At 37.5% G+C, this 18,011-nt stretch carries 17 protein-coding genes; 3 read left to right on the top strand and 14 right to left on the bottom strand.

Annotation, left to right across the window (positions count from 1 at the left end; all coding sequences use genetic code 11):
* The 5 genes from IA57_RS02830 to IA57_RS02810 form a co-directional block, all read right to left on the bottom strand.
* The gene (locus IA57_RS02830) at window positions 1-687 is read right to left on the bottom strand and encodes a lycopene cyclase domain-containing protein (protein ID WP_036119006.1); all 687 of its coding nucleotides are present in this window, start codon (window positions 685-687) and stop codon (window positions 1-3) included.
* Window positions 687-1,142 carry a sterol desaturase family protein gene (locus IA57_RS02825; RefSeq protein ID WP_036119004.1) on the bottom strand — a complete coding sequence of 152 codons (456 nt, stop codon included), beginning with the start codon at window positions 1,140-1,142 and terminating at the stop codon, window positions 687-689. The genes IA57_RS02830 and IA57_RS02825 overlap by 1 nt, the downstream gene beginning before the upstream one ends.
* Before the next feature lie 28 nt (window positions 1,143-1,170).
* Complete coding sequence (locus IA57_RS02820) at window positions 1,171-2,007, bottom strand: phytoene/squalene synthase family protein (protein WP_036119001.1); 837 nt, start codon at window positions 2,005-2,007, stop codon at window positions 1,171-1,173.
* Window positions 2,004-3,476, bottom strand: a complete 1,473-nt coding sequence (locus IA57_RS02815) for a phytoene desaturase family protein (protein ID WP_036118999.1) — start codon at window positions 3,474-3,476, stop codon at window positions 2,004-2,006. The genes IA57_RS02820 and IA57_RS02815 overlap by 4 nt, the downstream gene beginning before the upstream one ends.
* A 64-nt stretch (window positions 3,477-3,540) precedes the next feature.
* Entirely contained in the window at window positions 3,541-4,890 is a 1,350-nt protein-coding gene (locus IA57_RS02810; protein WP_229730277.1) for a fasciclin domain-containing protein, read from the bottom strand.
* A gap of 227 nt (window positions 4,891-5,117) precedes the next feature.
* Between IA57_RS02810 and IA57_RS02805 the strand changes: the two genes are divergently transcribed.
* A complete protein-coding gene (locus tag IA57_RS02805) occupies window positions 5,118-5,993 on the top strand; it encodes a MerR family transcriptional regulator (RefSeq protein WP_036118997.1) in 876 nt (291 codons plus the stop codon).
* A gap of 212 nt (window positions 5,994-6,205) precedes the next feature.
* Here the strand turns inward: IA57_RS02805 and IA57_RS02800 are convergent, their stop codons facing one another.
* Window positions 6,206-7,720 (bottom strand): GH3 auxin-responsive promoter family protein, encoded by a 1,515-nt coding sequence (locus IA57_RS02800; RefSeq protein WP_036118996.1) that lies wholly within the window; start codon window positions 7,718-7,720, stop codon window positions 6,206-6,208.
* Between the two features lie 41 nt (window positions 7,721-7,761).
* On the opposite strand from IA57_RS02800, the gene IA57_RS02795 reads away from it, so the two are divergent.
* Together IA57_RS02795 and IA57_RS02790 are read left to right on the top strand one after the other, a co-directional pair.
* On the top strand, window positions 7,762-8,559 hold the full coding sequence (locus IA57_RS02795; RefSeq protein WP_036118994.1) for a DUF2797 domain-containing protein: 798 nt from the start codon (window positions 7,762-7,764) through the stop codon (window positions 8,557-8,559).
* Between the two features lie 50 nt (window positions 8,560-8,609).
* Window positions 8,610-8,837 (top strand): hypothetical protein, encoded by a 228-nt coding sequence (locus IA57_RS02790; RefSeq protein WP_036118992.1) that lies wholly within the window; start codon window positions 8,610-8,612, stop codon window positions 8,835-8,837.
* On the opposite strand, the gene IA57_RS02785 is transcribed toward IA57_RS02790, so the two are convergent.
* From IA57_RS02785 to IA57_RS02750, 8 genes are all read right to left on the bottom strand, one after another.
* Window positions 8,829-9,902: an alanine racemase gene (locus tag IA57_RS02785; RefSeq protein WP_036118990.1), complete on the bottom strand. Its 1,074-nt coding sequence runs from the start codon at window positions 9,900-9,902 to the stop codon at window positions 8,829-8,831. The genes IA57_RS02790 and IA57_RS02785 overlap by 9 nt on opposite strands.
* Window positions 9,903-9,906: 4 nt before the next feature.
* Window positions 9,907-11,052: an alanine racemase gene (gene alr / locus IA57_RS02780; protein WP_036118988.1), complete on the bottom strand. Its 1,146-nt coding sequence runs from the start codon at window positions 11,050-11,052 to the stop codon at window positions 9,907-9,909.
* Entirely contained in the window at window positions 11,045-12,178 is a 1,134-nt protein-coding gene (locus tag IA57_RS02775) for an amidohydrolase (protein WP_036118986.1), read from the bottom strand. The genes alr and IA57_RS02775 overlap by 8 nt, the downstream gene beginning before the upstream one ends.
* A gap of 5 nt (window positions 12,179-12,183) precedes the next feature.
* Entirely contained in the window at window positions 12,184-13,587 is a 1,404-nt protein-coding gene (locus tag IA57_RS02770) for a sodium:solute symporter family protein (RefSeq protein WP_036118984.1), read from the bottom strand.
* Window positions 13,588-13,596: 9 nt separating this feature from the next.
* Complete coding sequence (locus tag IA57_RS02765; protein WP_036118981.1) at window positions 13,597-14,040, bottom strand: GNAT family N-acetyltransferase; 444 nt, start codon at window positions 14,038-14,040, stop codon at window positions 13,597-13,599.
* A gap of 3 nt (window positions 14,041-14,043) precedes the next feature.
* A complete protein-coding gene (gene rpsU, locus IA57_RS02760) occupies window positions 14,044-14,238 on the bottom strand; it encodes a 30S ribosomal protein S21 (protein ID WP_036118979.1) in 195 nt (64 codons plus the stop codon).
* A 30-nt stretch (window positions 14,239-14,268) separates the two neighbouring features.
* Entirely contained in the window at window positions 14,269-15,132 is an 864-nt protein-coding gene (locus tag IA57_RS02755; protein ID WP_036118977.1) for a sigma-70 family RNA polymerase sigma factor, read from the bottom strand.
* Between the two features lie 147 nt (window positions 15,133-15,279).
* Window positions 15,280-17,916 carry an AsmA-like C-terminal region-containing protein gene (locus IA57_RS02750; protein WP_036118975.1) on the bottom strand — a complete coding sequence of 879 codons (2,637 nt, stop codon included), beginning with the start codon at window positions 17,914-17,916 and terminating at the stop codon, window positions 15,280-15,282.
* Window positions 17,917-18,011: the final 95 nt, after the last annotated feature.

Below are 18,011 nucleotides of genomic sequence, written 5' to 3'. Positions count from 1 at the left end.
TTAAGTAGACTTTTTTGCTTTAAAGTAGGTGTAAAAGTTAATATTCATAAATATTAAAAGTAAACCATAAATACTATCTTCAATAGGGATGTTGCTAATTCTAAAACCTAAGTTTTCTGCATCATTATACCAAACAATAGGATTAACAAGAAGGCTGCCGGTTAAAATGCCATTACTTAAATAAAAAAAAGGAAGGACAAATAAGAAGGCTAAGTAGTAATAAGATAAATTAACTTTTTTTATACTTAGGAAGCTTAAGTACAAGCTTGTACTTAAGCAGGTTACACTTGTGTATAGTTTGTTGTAATTAAAGATAGCTAGCAATAGAAAAACAACAATTAAAATGAGAGTGATAGAATGTTGAATTTTTTCTAAAGGGTTTTGTTTAATAAGGTGTTTAAGCGCAAAATAACTAAATACACAAGCAAAAGGAATACAAATAAAAAATAGAATTTCTTCAAGAGGCAAATTGCCTATTTGAAAACCGATTAAGTAGTGTTTGTTAAAGCCCCAAATACCCATTTGGGTAAACATAGCATCCCAAGCAATAAATAATGTAGCTGTTAAAATGTTGCCTTTTAAAAAGGCGCTCCAATCTTTGTAAAACGGGTGTTTTGGGTAGAAACTAGCTATTAAAGGGATAGCAATACAGCTTAAATTTACTAGTAAGTAGGTATAGGAATGCATTATTTATATTGATTGTGATATTTTTTAGGGACATACAGCATGCCAAAACATTCGCCGTCTTCTTTCCCTAAATGCTTGTGGTGTATTTTGTGAGCTTTTCTTAATCCTAAAAGGAACTTGTTTTTTGTGTCTTTAAACCATTTAAAACGTTGGTGAATGAGTACATCATGAATTAAAAAATAAGCAATACCGTAACAAAGAATACCTAAACCTATAAAAAATAAAATATTTAAGTTTGGTGCTAGTCCAAAATAAAACAATAGAATACTAGGGATGGCAAATATTACAAAAAAGGCGTCATTTTTTTCAAAAGGATGTGTGTACTTTGGCTGATGATGATCTTTGTGTAAAAACCATAAAACGCCATGCATGATATACTTGTGTGTTAGCCAAGTTACAGCTTCCATGCTTATAAAGGTTGCAATAGTTGCTATAATATAAATTAAGATCAACATGATTAAATTTAAGAATTAATACGTAGTTTTAAAAAGCATGAAGTTTATAGCGTATGTACGATTTTGTAAGGATGAATAACTTTATGCCATTAGAAATGCGTATGCGTTTGTTTGTAATATGCTCTGAATCGGTGCTTTTTAGCTTTTTTAAAAGTTTTAAATAATACCTGTAAGCAATATAAACACCAAGTCTACTTTCTATAGGCAATTGAATAATACCTTTATAAGCTTCATTAAAATCCAATTCGATATCATCTATAATTTCTTGTTTGGTTAAGTTGTTTAGGGTGTTATTTTGAAGATTAGGAAAATACGATCTACCAAGGGTTTGTGTATCGTCTTTGAAATCTCTTAAAAAATTTACTTTCTGAAACGCTGATCCTAAATGTTTAGCGGCTTGTTTTAACTCTTGAAATTTAGTTTCATCATTATTTACAAAAACCCTTAAACACATTAATCCTACCACATCAGCAGATCCATAAATATAATTTTCAAAATCTTCTTTAGTTGTGTAATCATAAACCGTTAAATCGGCTTCCATACGTTTAAGAAAATCTTCAACATAAGCATGTAATTTGTATTTATGAACAACCTCTTGAAAAGCATTAATAATAGGATTTAGGCTAATTTTATATTTAAGAGCTTTATGGTAATCTTCAACGAAGTCTTTAAAAAGAGTCTCTTGATTATAATTTGTAAACGAATCTACAATTTCATCAGCATATCTAACAAAACCATAAATAGCATATATATTAGGCCTTATTGAAGGCGCAAATAACTTAATGCCTAAAGAGAAAGATGTACTATAGGTTTTAGTGATAATTTCACTACATTTTAAGCTAGAGGTGTCAAATAAGGCTTTCATTGCACATGGTGTTTACTAATTAAATTGCTAACAATTTTACCAGAAATTAAAGATGGTGGAACGCCTGGCCCTGGCACAGTTAATTGTCCGCAGAAATAAAGATTGTTTAGTTTTTTGCTTTTTAGTTTAGGTCTAAGAATGTGGGTTTGCATTAAAGTGTTTGCTAATCCATAAGCATTTCCTTTGTAGGAATTATAGTCTTGTTTAAAATCATTTACACAATACGATTCGTGAAAAAGAATATGTTCTTTAAGAGGTTCCTCTGTGATGTTTTCAATGCGGTCAAGTAGTTGATTAAAGTAGGTGGCTCTAATCTCTGGAGTGTCTTTTATGTCGGGTGCAATAGGAATTAAAAAAATACCTGCTTCCTTGTTTTTAGGGGCAATTGTGTCGTCTGATATACTTGGGAAACTGGCATAGAATAAAGGCTTTTCTGTCCATTCTTTAGTGTCGTAAATGGTCTTAGCATGAGTTTCAAAATCAGTATCAAAAAATAGGGTATGATGAGATACGTTATTTAGCTTCTTGTTTATGCCAACATAAAATAACAATGCAGAGGGCGCAAATGTTTTGTTGTTCCAGTAGTTTTTAGTGTATTGTCTTAAACGACTAGGAAGTAGCGTTTCTGTATGATGATAATCTGCGCCACTTAATAAAATATCGCAATCAAAATAACCAGAGTTTGTGTTTACTCCAGTAACGGTATTGTCGTTTTTGGTAATTATTTTTTTGACTTCGCAATTGGTGCGAATATCTACACCTAAACTTTTAGCTAGTTTTACGATACCTTCAATAACTTGGTACATGCCTCCTTTTGGATGCCATGTGCCAAGTTTAAAATCGGCATAATTCATAAAATTATAGAAAGAAGGTGTGTTGTTGGGTTTCGCACCAAGAAATAATACAGGAAATTCTAATGTTTTTCTTAGTTTTTTATTTTTAAACGATTTAGAAACTTGTTTTGAAATGGTTAAAATGAACTCATGCAACTTAAAAACCGTTTTAAGGTTAATAATTTCAAAAAGATTTTCACCTGGTTTATAAACCAAGTCTTTTATAGCAATGTTATAATTTTCCTCAGCTTTGTTAATAAATAGTTCTAGCTTCTTTCCGCTTCCTTTTTCAAGATTTTCAAAGGTTTGCTTTATAGCATTAAAATTTTCAGATATGCTTATGGAATCTTTCTTGCCAAAATAAATTTGATATGCAGGGTTGAGCTTGTTTAAGGTATAAAAATCTGATGTCGTTTTATTGAAATCATTAAAAAACCGTTCAAAAACATCAGGCATCCAGTAAAATGTTGGGCCTATATCAAAAGTAAACCCCTCTTTTTTTAATTGCCTCGCACGCCCACCAATGGTGTTGTTTTTTTCAAGGACTGTCACTTTATAACCTTGTTTTGCTAAATAACAGGCTGCAGAGAGCGAAGAAAATCCTGATCCAATGACAACAATTTTTTTTGAATTCATTTAATGATTTTTAAATAAGCCGATAGCGTGTAGTCTATCGGCTTTAATTAAATTAGCGAGGCCATTAATTAGGGAGCATAACTTTATTAAGGGCGTGTATAACACCATTTCCAGCTTGTACATCTACAGCTATAATGCCAATATCTGTAGCTCCAGAGCCATCTGTTATATCGGCTATATTACTGCCTGTTCCTGGTAAGTTTACAGTAAAGCTTCCACCTTGTAATGATGTTACTGGATTTGCACCAGTATTAAGATCTCCAGACGTTACATTTGCGTTTCCTGCTACGTGGTATAATAACACGGTTGTTAAAGTACTTTCATCTGGTAAGCCACCTAAATTGTCAATTAATGCGTCAAAAGCAGCATTTGTTGGTGCAAAGACTGTAAAATCTGGATTTATACCATCACCATTTCCTCCTTCGGTACGTGATAAAATTGAAGCAAAATCGGTTCCTGGGGTTAATTCGGTTAAAGCAGAAACTAATGTAGAAAAATTAGGGTCGGCTGTTGCGAATGTGACTACTGTAGGAATATCAATTACAGTATCTACAGCGTGAATAATTCCGTTTGTTCCAACAACATCGGCTTGAAAAACAGTTGAAATACCATTAAAAGTTACACCGTCATTAGTGTTGTAATATAAACTCATGTTATTCCCTCCAGCACCAGTTGCTGCTGTGTTAGTGTACCCAGCACTGTTATTTACAAGTGTTTCTGAAGAAATAGCAGATCCTGCAATAACATGATTTAATAAAATTTGTGATAACACAGCCGTGTCAACATCTCCTAATGAGGCACCATCTAAAAATACGTCAAAAGCATTATTGTTAGGAGCAAGGACAGTAAAAGGTCCATCTCCTTGAAGTACGGACACTAAATTACCATCGGCAGCACCAAGTGCGGCCACTAAACTAGAGAATACTGGATTGTTAGCTGCATGGCTAACAACGTCAGGTAAGCCTAAAACACCATCTATAACATGAATAATTCCGTTACTTGCTTCAATATCTGCTGTTGTAACCATGCCAGAATTGTTAAAAGTAACGCCATTAGAGGTGTCAAAATAAATACTAATATTATTACCGCCAGCTCCGGTTGCGCTTCCTGAGGTGTATCCAGATCCCATAGTTATTAAATCTGATGATTCAACATCAGCCATGATAACATGATTTAATAAGATTTGTGAAAGAACATCACTTGGAACTTCGTTTACGGAATTAAAGCCATTAGCAGTTAAAAAGCTTGAAAAAGCATCGTTAGTTGGTGCTAAAACTGTAAAAGGTCCATCGCCGCTAAGCACGCTAACTAAATTGCCATCTGCTCTTGAGAGCGCATCAACCAAAGTGGATAATTCTGGTGTATCTACAGCTAATTCAACAATATTCTTTTGACTTGGAGGTGTTGAAGGCATGGAGTTATCGTCGTCACTACTACAAGAGGTGCCAATGAATACGACACTTAATAATAGGAATAATAGTTTTTTTGTTTTCATTTTGTCTCTTTTTTTTAAGTTAAACTTAGACAAATATATAAAAAAATACAATATGTCTAAAAAATCACATTAAAAAGTAGACAAAATATTTTTTATTAGCCGTTCTTTAAAAAAAATGTATAATTTTATGGTGTAAAAAATTAGACATGAGTAAATATACAATGGCTCAAGTGGTAACTCTTACAGGAATTAATGCTCATACACTTAGAAAATGGGAGACGCGTTATTCTTTAATTGAACCGGAGCGAACAGACACAAACATTAGATACTATTCGGGCAGTCTTCTAAAAAAACTTTTAAATATTAGTTTGCTCACCAAGAGTGGTTATAGAATATCAAAAATTGATAAGATGTCTGAGGATGAAATTCACAAAGCTGTAACCAATCAGATTTCTAACGAGACTCATGAGGTGGAGATAAATGCCTTGATATCGAGCATGCTAGATATGAATGAGCAAGCTTTTGATAATGTTTTAAAAACTCAAATCATTAATAAAGGCTTGTTGACAACGGTGTTGGAGATTGTATACCCGTTTTTAAATCGGGTAGGAGTTTTATGGAGTGTAGATAAAGTTATGCCGTTTCAAGAACACTTTGTTTCAAATTTAATTAAGAAAAAAATATTTACTGAGATAGACTTACTACCATATCCATCTAAAGGGGCACCTTCTGTCGTGATGTTTTTAATAGAGGATGAGTACCATGAAATAGGCTTGCTTTTAGCGTATTATTTAGCTAGAAAATTAGGGTGGAAAGTTTATTATTTAGGGCAAAATGTGCCGTTAGAAAATATAAGTCAAATTATTCAAGATGTTGTTCCAGATATTATGTTAACCATGGTTATAACTCCAATACAAAAAGTAACATTTGAAAAAATAAATGCATTTTGTTCCAGCTCTAATGTGCCATTATACATTTCAGGAAATGTAGAGAATATTGAGGATGATATTAATGAAGAGCAGGTTGTTTATCTAAAGAGCCCTAGAGACTTTATAGAATGTTTAAAAGAAAAAGCCACTTAAAAACTTTTAAGTGGCTTTTTTTATGCTATGGATACGTTAATTAATAATGCATGATATAAATACGCTTTTATTAAGCGTTGCTATTTTATCAAGGCTATTGTAAAACTAGCCTTTTTAATGTAAGAAAAAAATTACCTTATTGCTTTTTAGATAAACGCCTCGTTATTTTCGTTAAGAGAAAAAACGGGGTTATTTTTTTCGGTAAAAAGCATTTAAAAGTTCATCCTTAAAAGTTCATCCATATACTCTCTGGTATTCGATAAACGAGGGACTTTATGTTGCCCGCCTAATTTGTTGTTCTGTTTTAGCCAATCGTAAAACAAGTTGGCTTTGGCCAGATGTACTTTTGGTTTGTTTAAGGTCATGTTGTTGTAGCGCTTGGCTTCGTAGTCGGAGTTTAGTGATTTTAAGGCGTTGTCCAAGAGCTCGTTAAAATAATCAATATCGTTAGGGGGTGTTTTAAACTCAATCAGCCACTCGTGAGCACCTTTTTCTTTGCCTTCCATAAAAATAGGAGCAGCGGTGTAATCTACAATTTCAGACTGGGTTTTTTTACAGACTTTTTTTAGAGCTTCTTCGGCATTTTCAATAATCAATTCTTCGCCAAAGGCATTAATGTGGTGTTTTGTGCGGCCTGTAATTTTTATACGATAGGGGTGTGTTGAGGTGAATTTTACGGTATCGCCAATTTGATAACGCCACAGTCCGGCATTTGTGGTAATAATAACGGCATAATTTTTATCTTTCTCAACACCACTTAATGGAATGATGCGCTCGTTTTTTGTGCCATAAGTCTCCATGGGGATAAACTCATAAAAAATGCCATAATCTAGCATTAGCAAGAGTTCGCTAGAGGTATTTTGGTCCTGAATGGCAAAAAAACCTTCCGAGGCATTGTAAATTTCGTAATATCTAAAGTTCTTTCTTGGTAAAATACGCTTGTATTGCGCTTTGTAAGGCACAAAACTTACCCCACCATGAAAATAAACCTCCAAGTTTGGCCAAACATCAAACAGGCTGTCTTTTCCGGTTTTTTCTAAAACGTTGTGTAGCAAAACCAGCATCCAAGAAGGCACGCCAGCAAGGCTGGTAACATTTTCCTGAATGGTTTCGTTTACAATAGCCGCCATCTTCGATTCCCATTCGCTCATTAAAGACACTTTGTTACTTGGTGTACTGCTGTATTCGGCCCAAAATGGCATGTTGTCTATTAATATGGCAGACAGGTCGCCAAATACCGTTCCGTTTTCCTTATACAATTCCTTGCTGCCGCCAAGTCGTAAGCTTTTTCCTGTAAATAACTGCGAATCCTCATTGTTGTTAAGGTACATGCATAGCAGATCCTTACCCGCAGCATAGTGGCAGTCTTCTAGGGAGTCTTCACTAACAGGAATAAACTTACTTTTACTATTAGTGGTGCCGCTGGATTTGGCAAACCATTTTATGGGCTGAGGCCAGAAAATGTTGTGTTCGCCTTGTCGTGAGCGTTCAATAGCATCGTGGTAATCTTCGTAAGAAGAAATAGGAATACGCTCGGCAAATGTGGCGTAATCTTTAATCGAACTAAAATCGTACGCCCTACCAAACTCGGTATCTTTGGCTTTTGAAAGTAGGTGGAATAGCAATTCCTGTTGGACTTCGTTAGGGTATTTTAAAAACAATTCAATTTGGTGAAACCGTTTTTTTAAAAACCAGGAAGCAATAGAATTTACTAAAGGAATTGGCATATTTGCATTATCTTTAAAAAATAAAAATAATACTTTTTTTTATGACCTACCAAGGTGTGCTTACAAAAATGGCTAGCGAATTTTTAGACCCCATTCAATATTATTTGGTGTTTGAAACCGATTTTATAAACGTAAACCAATTGCTGGATAAAACCATTACACTGGCGTTTGTTGAATACCAGTGCTTAAACTGTGGTTTAAACAAGCCAATTTACCGTCAGGGGTTTTGCAAAAGTTGCTTTTTTGATGTGCCACAAGCAGCCGATTGGGTTATGCGACCAGAATTAAGTAAAGCACATTTAGGTAAGGAAGATCGCGACCTAGCGTTCGAAAAAAAGGCGCAGCTACAACCACATATTGTGTATTTGGCCAATTCGAGCAATGTAAAGGTGGGGGTTACCCGAAAAAGCCAGGTGCCAACACGCTGGATAGATCAGGGAGCCCATGAGGCTATTGAGATTGTTGAGGTACCAAACCGCTATTTGGCTGGAATAACCGAGGTGGCTTTAAAAGAACATATAAGCGATAAGACCAATTGGCGTACCATGCTTAAGAACGATATAAAGGACGAGGATTTGGTGGTTTGGCGCGACCGTTTAAAGCCCTACATCCCCAATGAGGCGTTAGCGTATGTTATTGAAAGCAATACCGAAACGCTTTTACAATTTCCCGTTAGCCAATACCCCGAAAAACCCAAAAGTCTTAATCTGGAAAAATCCAAACACTACACAGGGAAATTGGTGGGCATAAAGGGACAGTATTTAATTTTTGAAGACAATACGGTGTTTAATGTTAGGGGGAACGAAGGTTTGGTCGTTGCTATTTCAGTAAATGTTTAACATAGGATTAAGCTAAATTTTACGTCATTTTTCTTAACTTAAGAAGAAAAATGAAACTTTCGGCCATTTTTTATGTTGTTATTACCACATTGTTATTGGTTGTGGTAACCATTATGGCAGCCTTAGATTTGTCCTTTGGCAGGGTGTTTTTTGTTGTGGTTCTAGGGCAAATAATGGTTGTTGTAACCGTTTTTAGGGTGTTAAAAGATGCCTATAAAACCAACAAGACATTCGAAGATTTTTATGAAGACGCACCCGTGTCAAAACATTTATATTAGGCGTTTTTCAATATATTCTGAATTCATAACACGAAGGGCTCCCATATAATCGGTTCTAAAGCTAATAATGTCTCCAATTTTATAGGTTCTGTTGGCTTTGGTGATGTCTATGACCAGCATATCAGAGCTGGCACCAACAAAGTTTAATGAGGGGTCCTGTGGTTTTAGGAAATCGACTTTAGAAATATCCAGTAGGCCAATGTCTAAAATAGCTCTTTTTTGAATTTCGGTAAACTTGTTTTCATCTACTTCAAACATTTCTCCCGAGGGATTTTTGTCCAATTCGCCATAGGGCACACTGGGTTTTTCGGTAATTTCGATAATCTCGGAGTGCAGGGTAAACACATCGTCCTTCATGCCTTCTATGGTGTTGTTTTCAAACAAATCGGTGCCAAAAAACAAGGTTTCCCCAACTCTAAAATGGTTAATGCCTTGTGGTACGATACCTTTTAACAATAGCGGTACCATAACAGAAGAGCCGCCGCTTACCCCCTCAATTTTTTGGTTAAACCTAGCTTCGATTAGTTGCTCGTATAGGCACAGTTGTATAAGTTTGTCCTTGCTGGGCATTACCCCACTTAAACAATTAAGGTTGGTACCAATGCCTACAACCTTTATGTTGGGCAGTTCGAATATTTTCTCGTAAAAATCCATTAAGTGGTCTCCCATAATACCTTCGCGCAAATCGCCCAGCTCAATCATGATAATTACGCGGTGCACTTTGTTTTGCTTGCCGGCTTCTTCAGAAAGCCATTTTATGGTTGTAAACTCGGTGTTAAAGCTCACATCGGCATATTTAACAATGTTTTTTATGCTGCGTTTTGCCGGTGGTTTAATATAGATGGTTTCTACCTCGGGCTTTAGCTTTTTAATTGTTTTAAGGTTTGCTATACGGGCGTCGCAAACTTGTTCCTTGCCTAAAGAGAGTACAAAATCGATGTACTTTTCATTGCCGCAGAGCAGTTTGAGAACGGGTGCCCAAGACATCTCTTTTTTGTTGAAAAGCTTTTGTAAAAATCTGTAGTTATGGGTTAGTGATGCTTGGTTTAGTGTAAAATAGGCCATAATGTTATTTTAAGACTCTAGGGATGTCTTTGTCTATCCTTGAGAGTACTTCGTAGTTAAGTTGGTCTGTTAGGTTTCCAAATGACGAAACGGTAATTTCGTAATCGCCTTGTTTTCCTATTAAAATGACTTTGTCGTTTATAGTTATGTTTTGGTCGGCTGTAATATCAATTAAAAGCATGTTCATGTTAACAATGCCAATAACGCTAAAGCGCTTGTTGTTTACAATAACGCGACCTTGATTGCTTAGGCTTCTACTGTATCCGTATCCATATCCAATAGGAATGGAGGCGATGGTCATATTGTTTTCCGCAAGATACGAATTTCCGTACCCAATATAGGCGCCTTTATTAACATGTTTAATGTCCATAATGTATGAAGTCCATGTTAAAATAGGCTGCAAAGGCGATTGAGACAGGTTGTACTTGGTCATGTGGGAGATAAAGGTTTCTCTACTTGGCCAAAGGCCATAGTGCAGAATACCAATGCGAACCATATTAAAGTTGTCCTTTGGAAAAGCTAAAATGGCAGCACTACACGAACTGTGTATGCGTTCTGGAATGATGGCTTCGTTTTTAAAGTACTTAAGCGCTTTTTTAAAAATGTTGCGCTGTAATTTTACACGCATGTAATTGCTAATGCTTTCTGCGCCCGCATAATGCGTGCAAATTCCTTTAACGTTAATGTATTTGCTGTTGTTTTTTATAATGTTCACCACCTCTTGCCAATCGCTTTTATTAAAGCCTGTTCTGTTCATGCCGGTTTCTATTTCCAGATGAATTTGTAAGGGGATGTTTTTAGCTTTGGCAATGTTTAGCATGTATTGAAGGCGATACAGGTTAAAAACATAAAATTCAATATGGTTTTCAACAAGCCATTCGGCATCTTCTTCGCTAATATCGCCCATAACCATAATGCAGAAGTCGTTTTGCGCTTTTTCGAAAACTTGGCGTGCTTCTAAAGAATTAAACACCGAAAAATGGTTCATGCCAATGGCTTGCAAGGCAGGCACCATAACCGATATGCCATGACCATAGGCATTGCCTTTTAAAACGCAGGACATGGTAACGTGCTCGTCTAAGAGCGATTTAATGTAGCTTATGTTGTTTTTTAAAGCGTTCGAGTTAATTTCTATAATCGAGTTAGGCATTGGTTTGTGATAAGATTTGGTAAAACATAGAAACCCCATTTGCTATAATTTCATCGGGGAAATCGTAATCTGGATTGTGTAGGGCAGGGGTGTTTTCTCCTGCGCCAAGGCCAAACATAGCGCCCTTAAAATGCTGAGTGAACAGACCAAAATCCTCACCCCATTTAAAGGGTTGGGCTTTAGAAATGTACTGGTATTTTAAAGTGTTTGCAGCGTTTTCTATGTGCTTGGTGGCTGTGTTGTTATTTTGGTTTGCCGAAAATTCCTGAAACCAATCTAAGGTATATTTTAATTGTTGCTCGTCGCAAATTTTAGCTGTGGTCTTGGCGATGGTTTGTTTTAGGGCATTAAGTTGCCTTGGTTGCCAGCACCGTAGGGTAAAATGCAATTCGGCATGGCCTGCCGAAATGCCGTAATTTTTAGTGCCTAATGTGGCGAAAACCGTAGCGATGGTCGAAAAGCTATCGGAAGCTTCATTGGGGTTAGCCAGCCGTTTTATGTTGTAAATAAGCTGTTGTATGGCTTCGTCTGGGTTAATGCCTTTTTCGGGTTCGGCGGCATGAGCTGTTTTGCCGTGCAATGTAATGGCTAGGCTTACCACTTCGGGTGTAAACGTGCCAGATTTGCAAATAATGGTTCCTTTTTTATAGCCGGGAACATTGTGAAGGGCGAAAATAAAATCGGGTTTTAGCGGCTCGAACAGTGTGTTATTTAAAACGGTTTTTGCACCTTCACCGGTTTCCTCTGCCGATTGAAACAGCAACATTACTTTTCCTGTTGCAATGGGGGTGCTGTAAAGTTGTTCGGCAAGCCCAAGGAGTATGGCCATATGGCCATCGTGCCCACATTTATGTGAAACACCTTTAACCTTTGAACGGTGCTGGAACGAATTTACCTCATGAATTGGAAGCGCATCTAATTCTGCTCGAAACATAATTGTTTTTCCTGGGTTGCCACTATCAAAAATTGCAACAAAGCTAGGCCCGCCAATACCAGAAATAATGTTGGTTGGATGAAACGTTTTTAGGGTTTCGATGACTTGTTTGGCGGTGTTCGTCTCCTGTCCGGAAAGTTCCGGGTTTTGATGCAGCTGCTTGCGATATGTGGTTAACGGGCTAACATTCATAGGGCTTATTTTTTAACACTAAGATAGGTTAACAACGATATTGTAACCCCAATTAGTATGGGGTCGAACCCGAAAGGAATATCAATCTTGAATAACATGATAAGCAGGGTTGAAAACCCGCCAAGCAACATGGCCAATAAGGCAGCTAACGGTTTCTTTTTTTTGGCGTAAAGCATGCCCAATACAGGGATTAATAAGCCTGAGACCATAAAGGCATATGAACTAAGCATTAAGTCTAAAACGCTGGTCATAACAGTGGCCAACAAAATGGCGGCAAAACCAATAACAAACGTTATGATTTGCGACATCCGGATGGTTTTTGGGTTGTCGCTTTTCAGTCCTAAAATATCGGTGGTAAAGTTGCCAGAGGCTGCCAACAGACAACTGTCTGCGGTAGACATAATTGCCGAAAAGTAAGCCGAAAGCATTAGTCCCATTAAGCCAATAGGGAGCACGTTTTTTAATAACATGGGCAGACCAATTTCTGGATCCATACCAGCTGCAGAAACAAACCCTTCAGCGGCAAACAGACCCTGTTCGGCAGCGACACGAGCCAAAAGCCCTAAGGCAACCCCCATAAATGCCATAAACGGATACTCGAAAATACCGGCAATATACCATGCTTTTTTAGCGGTTTTTTCGTCCCTACAGGCATAAATACGTTGGTATAGGGTCATGCCAACAAACCAAATAGGAATGATGGTAATGCTCCAGTTTAGAAGATCTATCCAGGTAATATTGGTCAGGCTAAAAAATTCCTTGGGTAGGGTTTTAGAGATGGTTTCAAAACCGCCAAGGGCACTGTAAGCCATAGGAATACCGACAAAAATCAATCCAATCATTAAAATAATCCATTGAAAGGTATCGGTGTATATTACGGCTTTAATCCCGCCAAAAACAGTGTACAATAAAGCAATACCGCCCATAATAATGAGGGCGTGGTTTAAATTAAGTTCTGGAAACGTTCCAACGGCCAGTTTTGCTCCAGCTAGTAATTGCGATGCTGTAAACCCAAGGTAACCAATAAAGGAAATTACGCCGGCAACCATAGCAACGTGTTTGCCGTAGTTGTGCTTTAAAAGTTCTGGGAAGGTTAACAGCTTGAGCTCGTGGCCTTGTTTAATAACTTTTGGAATAAGAAGCACGGCGCTTAGCCATGCTCCAACCAGTCCGGTAAACAGCATCCAAGAGCCAGAAAGCCCCATAACGAAGCCCAAACCGCCAAGGCCAATGGAAAATCCGCCACCAACATCGGTGGCAACCACAGACAGCCCAATGTGCCAGCTGCCCATATTGTTGCCGCCAACATAGTAATCGCTTGCGTTTTTGTTTTTTCTGTAGTAATAAAACCCGATTGCCAAGACGACAATCATGTATACAATAAAAACAATGCTATCTATAATGTTCATACAGACGGCTTATTTTTTCAGTCGCATTTCTAGGTATTTGTTTTCGAATCCTAGTTTTTCGTAAAGGTGTATAGCAGGATTGTTGGGTTCTACATGAAGGGCGATATCGCCTTGGGCCAGCGTTATGGCCTTTTGCATAAGTTGCTTGCCATAACCTTTACCGCGAGCCTCTTGATGTACTGCGATGTAAACAAGAATGTTTTCGGGAATGTACCCGCCCATGCCTGTTTCGTTAATAATGGTTATGCCTTGAATGCCTTGTTTGTCTTTAATAACCAAAACAAATCCACCGTGGGCCGAAATGTTGTCTTTTACGGCATAATCCAAGCATTTAGAGATGTCTTCTTTGTTGTCTCCAAATTCTTGTAGGTGGGTGTGTAGGAAATTAATAATGGTGTCTTTTTCCTCTTTAGAGGGTTTGGTGTTGGCGTTGTAAATTTTAAATACAGTCATAAATTAAATGGCTTCTTCGTCTCTAATAGATTGTATGTAAGCGGCCTTTTGAATTTCTTTTCTTCTTTCGACAGATTTTTTTGTGTAGTGTTTATTTTCGCGAATTTGTTGCATGATTTTTACGTTACGGTGCTTGCGCTTATAACGTTTTAATGCGCGTTCAATTTTTTCGCCTTCTTTTACTTCAATTTTAATCATATAAGGGTTTTAGGGTTTTAATACTTAAGGTTATCCTAAGTACGTTTTTAATATTTTGTTTTTTGAGCTATGACGTAGTCTGCGAATGCCTTTTTCTTTAATTTGCCTTACGCGTTCGCGTGTTAGGCCAAAGGTTTCGCCAATTTCTTCTAAGCTCATAGGTTGCTCGCTGCTAATGCCATAATACAAACGAATAACATCTGCCTCGCGTTGGGAAAGCGTATTTAAGGCTCGGTTAACTTCTACGTTTAAAGAGGCTTTCATGAGCTCTTTATCGGGATTGGGTGATTCGCCAGACTTAACCACATCGTAAAGACTGGAATCTTCACCTTCCTTAAGGGGGGCATCCATAGATAAATGTCTGCCAGAATTTTTTAAGGATTGCTTAACGTCGCTAACGGTCATGTCCAGCTCTTTAGCAATCTCTTCTGCGCTAGGAGGCCTTTGGTGGGCTTGCTCTAAATGAGAAAAGGCTTTGTTGATTTTGTTTATCGAGCCAATTTTATTTAGGGGCAAGCGTACAATTCTGGCTTGCTCTGCTAAGGCTTGTAAAATGGATTGACGGATCCACCAAACGGCATACGATATAAATTTAAAACCTCGGGTTTCGTCAAACCTTTTGGCGGCTTTTACCAAGCCGGCATTGCCTTCGTTTATAAGGTCGGGTAATTTTAACCCTTGGTTTTGGTATTGCTTGGCAACCGATACCACAAAACGCAAGTTGGCGGTTGTTAATTTATCTAGGGCCTGTTGGTCACCCTCACGAATACGTTGCGCCAATTCAACTTCTTCATCGGCTGTAATTAAGGGCATTTTACTAATATCTTGAAGATATTTATCTAGAGACTTCGACTCTCTATTCGTAACCTGCTTGGTGATTTTTAACTGCCTCATGAACTTTCCTGAATTTAGTGTTATGTATGAACCCTATAACATAACTTTTTTTACGGAAAATCCAAAAAAAGTGCGATTTCTTTTTAAAAAGCTGGTGGAAATGCACAAAAATTATGAAGACCTTAACATTTTTGCAAGCTTTTGGGTTTAGTTAATGGTGTCTTTAGTGGTTTTCTTTTTGTTGAAAAAATTTCCTATTAAATCTTTAACGCCTTCTTCTACAGCATTGCTGTTTGTTTTTGTGGTGTCTGTGCTGGTAGAGGTCGTCTCTTGGTCTTGTTGCTGGGTATTGCCTATGCCGCCCAATAAATCTTTAATGGCATTGGAGCCTTGGTTTAACAGCTTTTTCTTTTCAATTTCGATCAGCTGGTTTGTTAAATTGGTTACGGCACTAGACAGGTCGGTTTGTACGCTGGGGTTGCTAAACGAGCCACCAATGTTTGCGGTAACCGGTATGGCAATGTTGTTAACGTTGTTGTCGTTAATTTTGCCAATAAGCCTGTTTATGTCGCTTCCTAAATATTTCGCGGGAACTTGAAACACAACATTGTAATCTAGTGCCTTGTCAAAACTGTGCGCACCAGACACTTGAATGTCGATGTCTTCGTATTTTAGGTTGAAGGGTTTTACGTTTACTTGCCCGTTGTTAAATGTAATCTTGGTTTTTAGGTCGTCTAGGTTTAGCTTTTTAAAGTCGATAAACTGAAGGTTGTCGCCAAGTTTACTAAGTAGGGGCGAGTTGTTGGCGTTAATTTCTTTTGTTAGCAATTGGGCAAAGGCATCGCCAGAAATGCTGGTTAGCTTTGGAGAAAATGTGCTGTCTAAATCGCCGGTAAGGTTTAAGGTAGAGTTTAATTTTCCTTGCAGGACTTTGGCAACAGGAGCAAGGGCTTCAAAAAGTTCAAGGCCATTAAACGATTGCGAGATGTCGAAGCCGTTTACCCCGAGGTTTAAGTTAAAGTTTGGGGTGTCGTTTTTTGTGTTTACCAAGCCGTTTATGGCCAAGCCGCCATCAAACAATTTAGAGGTCATGTCTTTTAAAGTGGCTTGTTGGTCTTTAATTAATAAGGCGCCTTTAACGTCTTGAAGGGTTAGGTTGTCGTAAACCACTTCTTTAGCATGGGCATTAATGGTGCAGTCTAAAAAATCAGGAATTTTTAAAGATTCGCTATCGCTGGTAGTTTTGTTGGCTTCGCCGGTTTCCTCGTTAGGGACCATAAAATCGCTGACTACAAACTTGTTTGAGTTCACGTTAAAATTTCCTTTTAGGTCTTTGTCGCTTAATAGAAACCCTAGAAGATTTTCAATAGTGCCTGTGGCTTTTATATCGCTTTGTCCGGTTGCGGCGTTAAAACTTTTAAGTGTGATAAGGCCGGGCTTAAAGTCGATGTTGGCTTGGTTGATTTGAATGGGGTTTACAACATCTTCAGAAGAAAAAATAAAGTCGCTAACACTTACATTACCGTTGTTTTTTATGCGGTTGTAGGCATTAGTTTCTAGAGCTTTCATGTCGAAATTGGTTTGCAACTTTCCTTTTAAGATGCCGCTTAATTCGTTTTCTAATTTTACGGGATAGGCTTTGGTTATGTTGCTAAGGTTTAGTGTGCCATCAACATGGGCATCGACCTGCATGTTTTCGGTTAGGTTTTGTAATGTGGCCGAGGATTTAAAAACATCCTCATCGATTTTAAAATTTAATGTTTGTATGTCGACATAAGTGTCGTTTGCATTTCCAGAGGTGTTTTTTATACTGGTGTTTATGCTAATATTTTCTACACGCTTTGGTAAATCGGGGTATTTAAACGAAGCTTGGTTAGAGGCGATGTTGATGTCCATGGTTGGAATGGTTGTATCGGTAATCATCCCTTTTACAATACCGGAGACCTTAAAATTCCCTGTGGTTTCTACATTGGCTATGTCTTTGGTGTAGCTTTCTGGAATGACCGCTAGAAAATCCTTAAAATCTGAACCAGGGTTTTCAAAAGACATGTCAATAAGTTGCCCGTCGTCCAATAGCTGTACAAAGCCTTTAAATTCCAGTGGAAGCTGGTTTATATAGGCTTTGTTGTCTTTAAAGGTGTATTTCTGGTTTTCTAAATCTAGGCCTAGTAGGGCGTCAAGCTTAATAAGGTTGTTGTTTAGGTATGTTGTGCTGTCGAGGCTCAGACTTATGTTGGCTTGGGTTTGGGTGTCCAGTTCAGATTTTTCAGCAGAAAAAATGCCTGTACCTTGGTGGTTGAGCTCGGTAATAAAGAGCTCTGTTTTCGAAGGTTCGTCAATATACGTTAGGGCACTGTTAGAAATGGCATAATCTTTTATATCAAAAGCAAAGCTATTGCCAGATTTGTTTTCTTCCGAAGGTATTTCGGTTTCTGTATCTTTTAGGGCAATGTCGTAATTGGTTTGCCCTCTGGCGTTGGTTTTTAAGGTGAGCAAAGCCTCGTCTATGGCAATGCTATTAACAACAATAGGGCTGTCGCCAGCTTTTTTAAAAAGCTCTTTAATAGACATGGTAAACGCAATGGACTTTGCCGTAACCAGAGTTTCGCCTTCAAATGGTTTGTTGTTGGTGATTTTTAAATTATCGACACTTACGTAGGCTTGTGGAAAACTACTGATAAAACTCAAATCGACATCGGAAAACGCAACCTTGGCATTGAGGTTTTCATTCATGAAGTTTTTAACCATATCCTTTATTTGTCCCTGGAAAATAAAAGGCGTTACGATTAATAACAGAAGGATAATTCCTAAGGAAAGGCCTAGTATTTTAAGTGCTTTTTTCATAGTTGGTTTGTATGTTGCGTAAGTATATACGTATAAAAGTAACCTTTGGAGGTTAATCTGCAAATTTAAACAATACTCTTAAGACACATTTAACG

This window comes from Mangrovimonas yunxiaonensis (assembly GCF_000733475.1).
GTDB classification, from domain to species: Bacteria; Bacteroidota; Bacteroidia; order Flavobacteriales; family Flavobacteriaceae; genus Mangrovimonas; species Mangrovimonas yunxiaonensis.
Note: the sequence above shows the minus strand (reverse complement) of the source record. Positions and strands in the feature narration are given on the sequence as shown.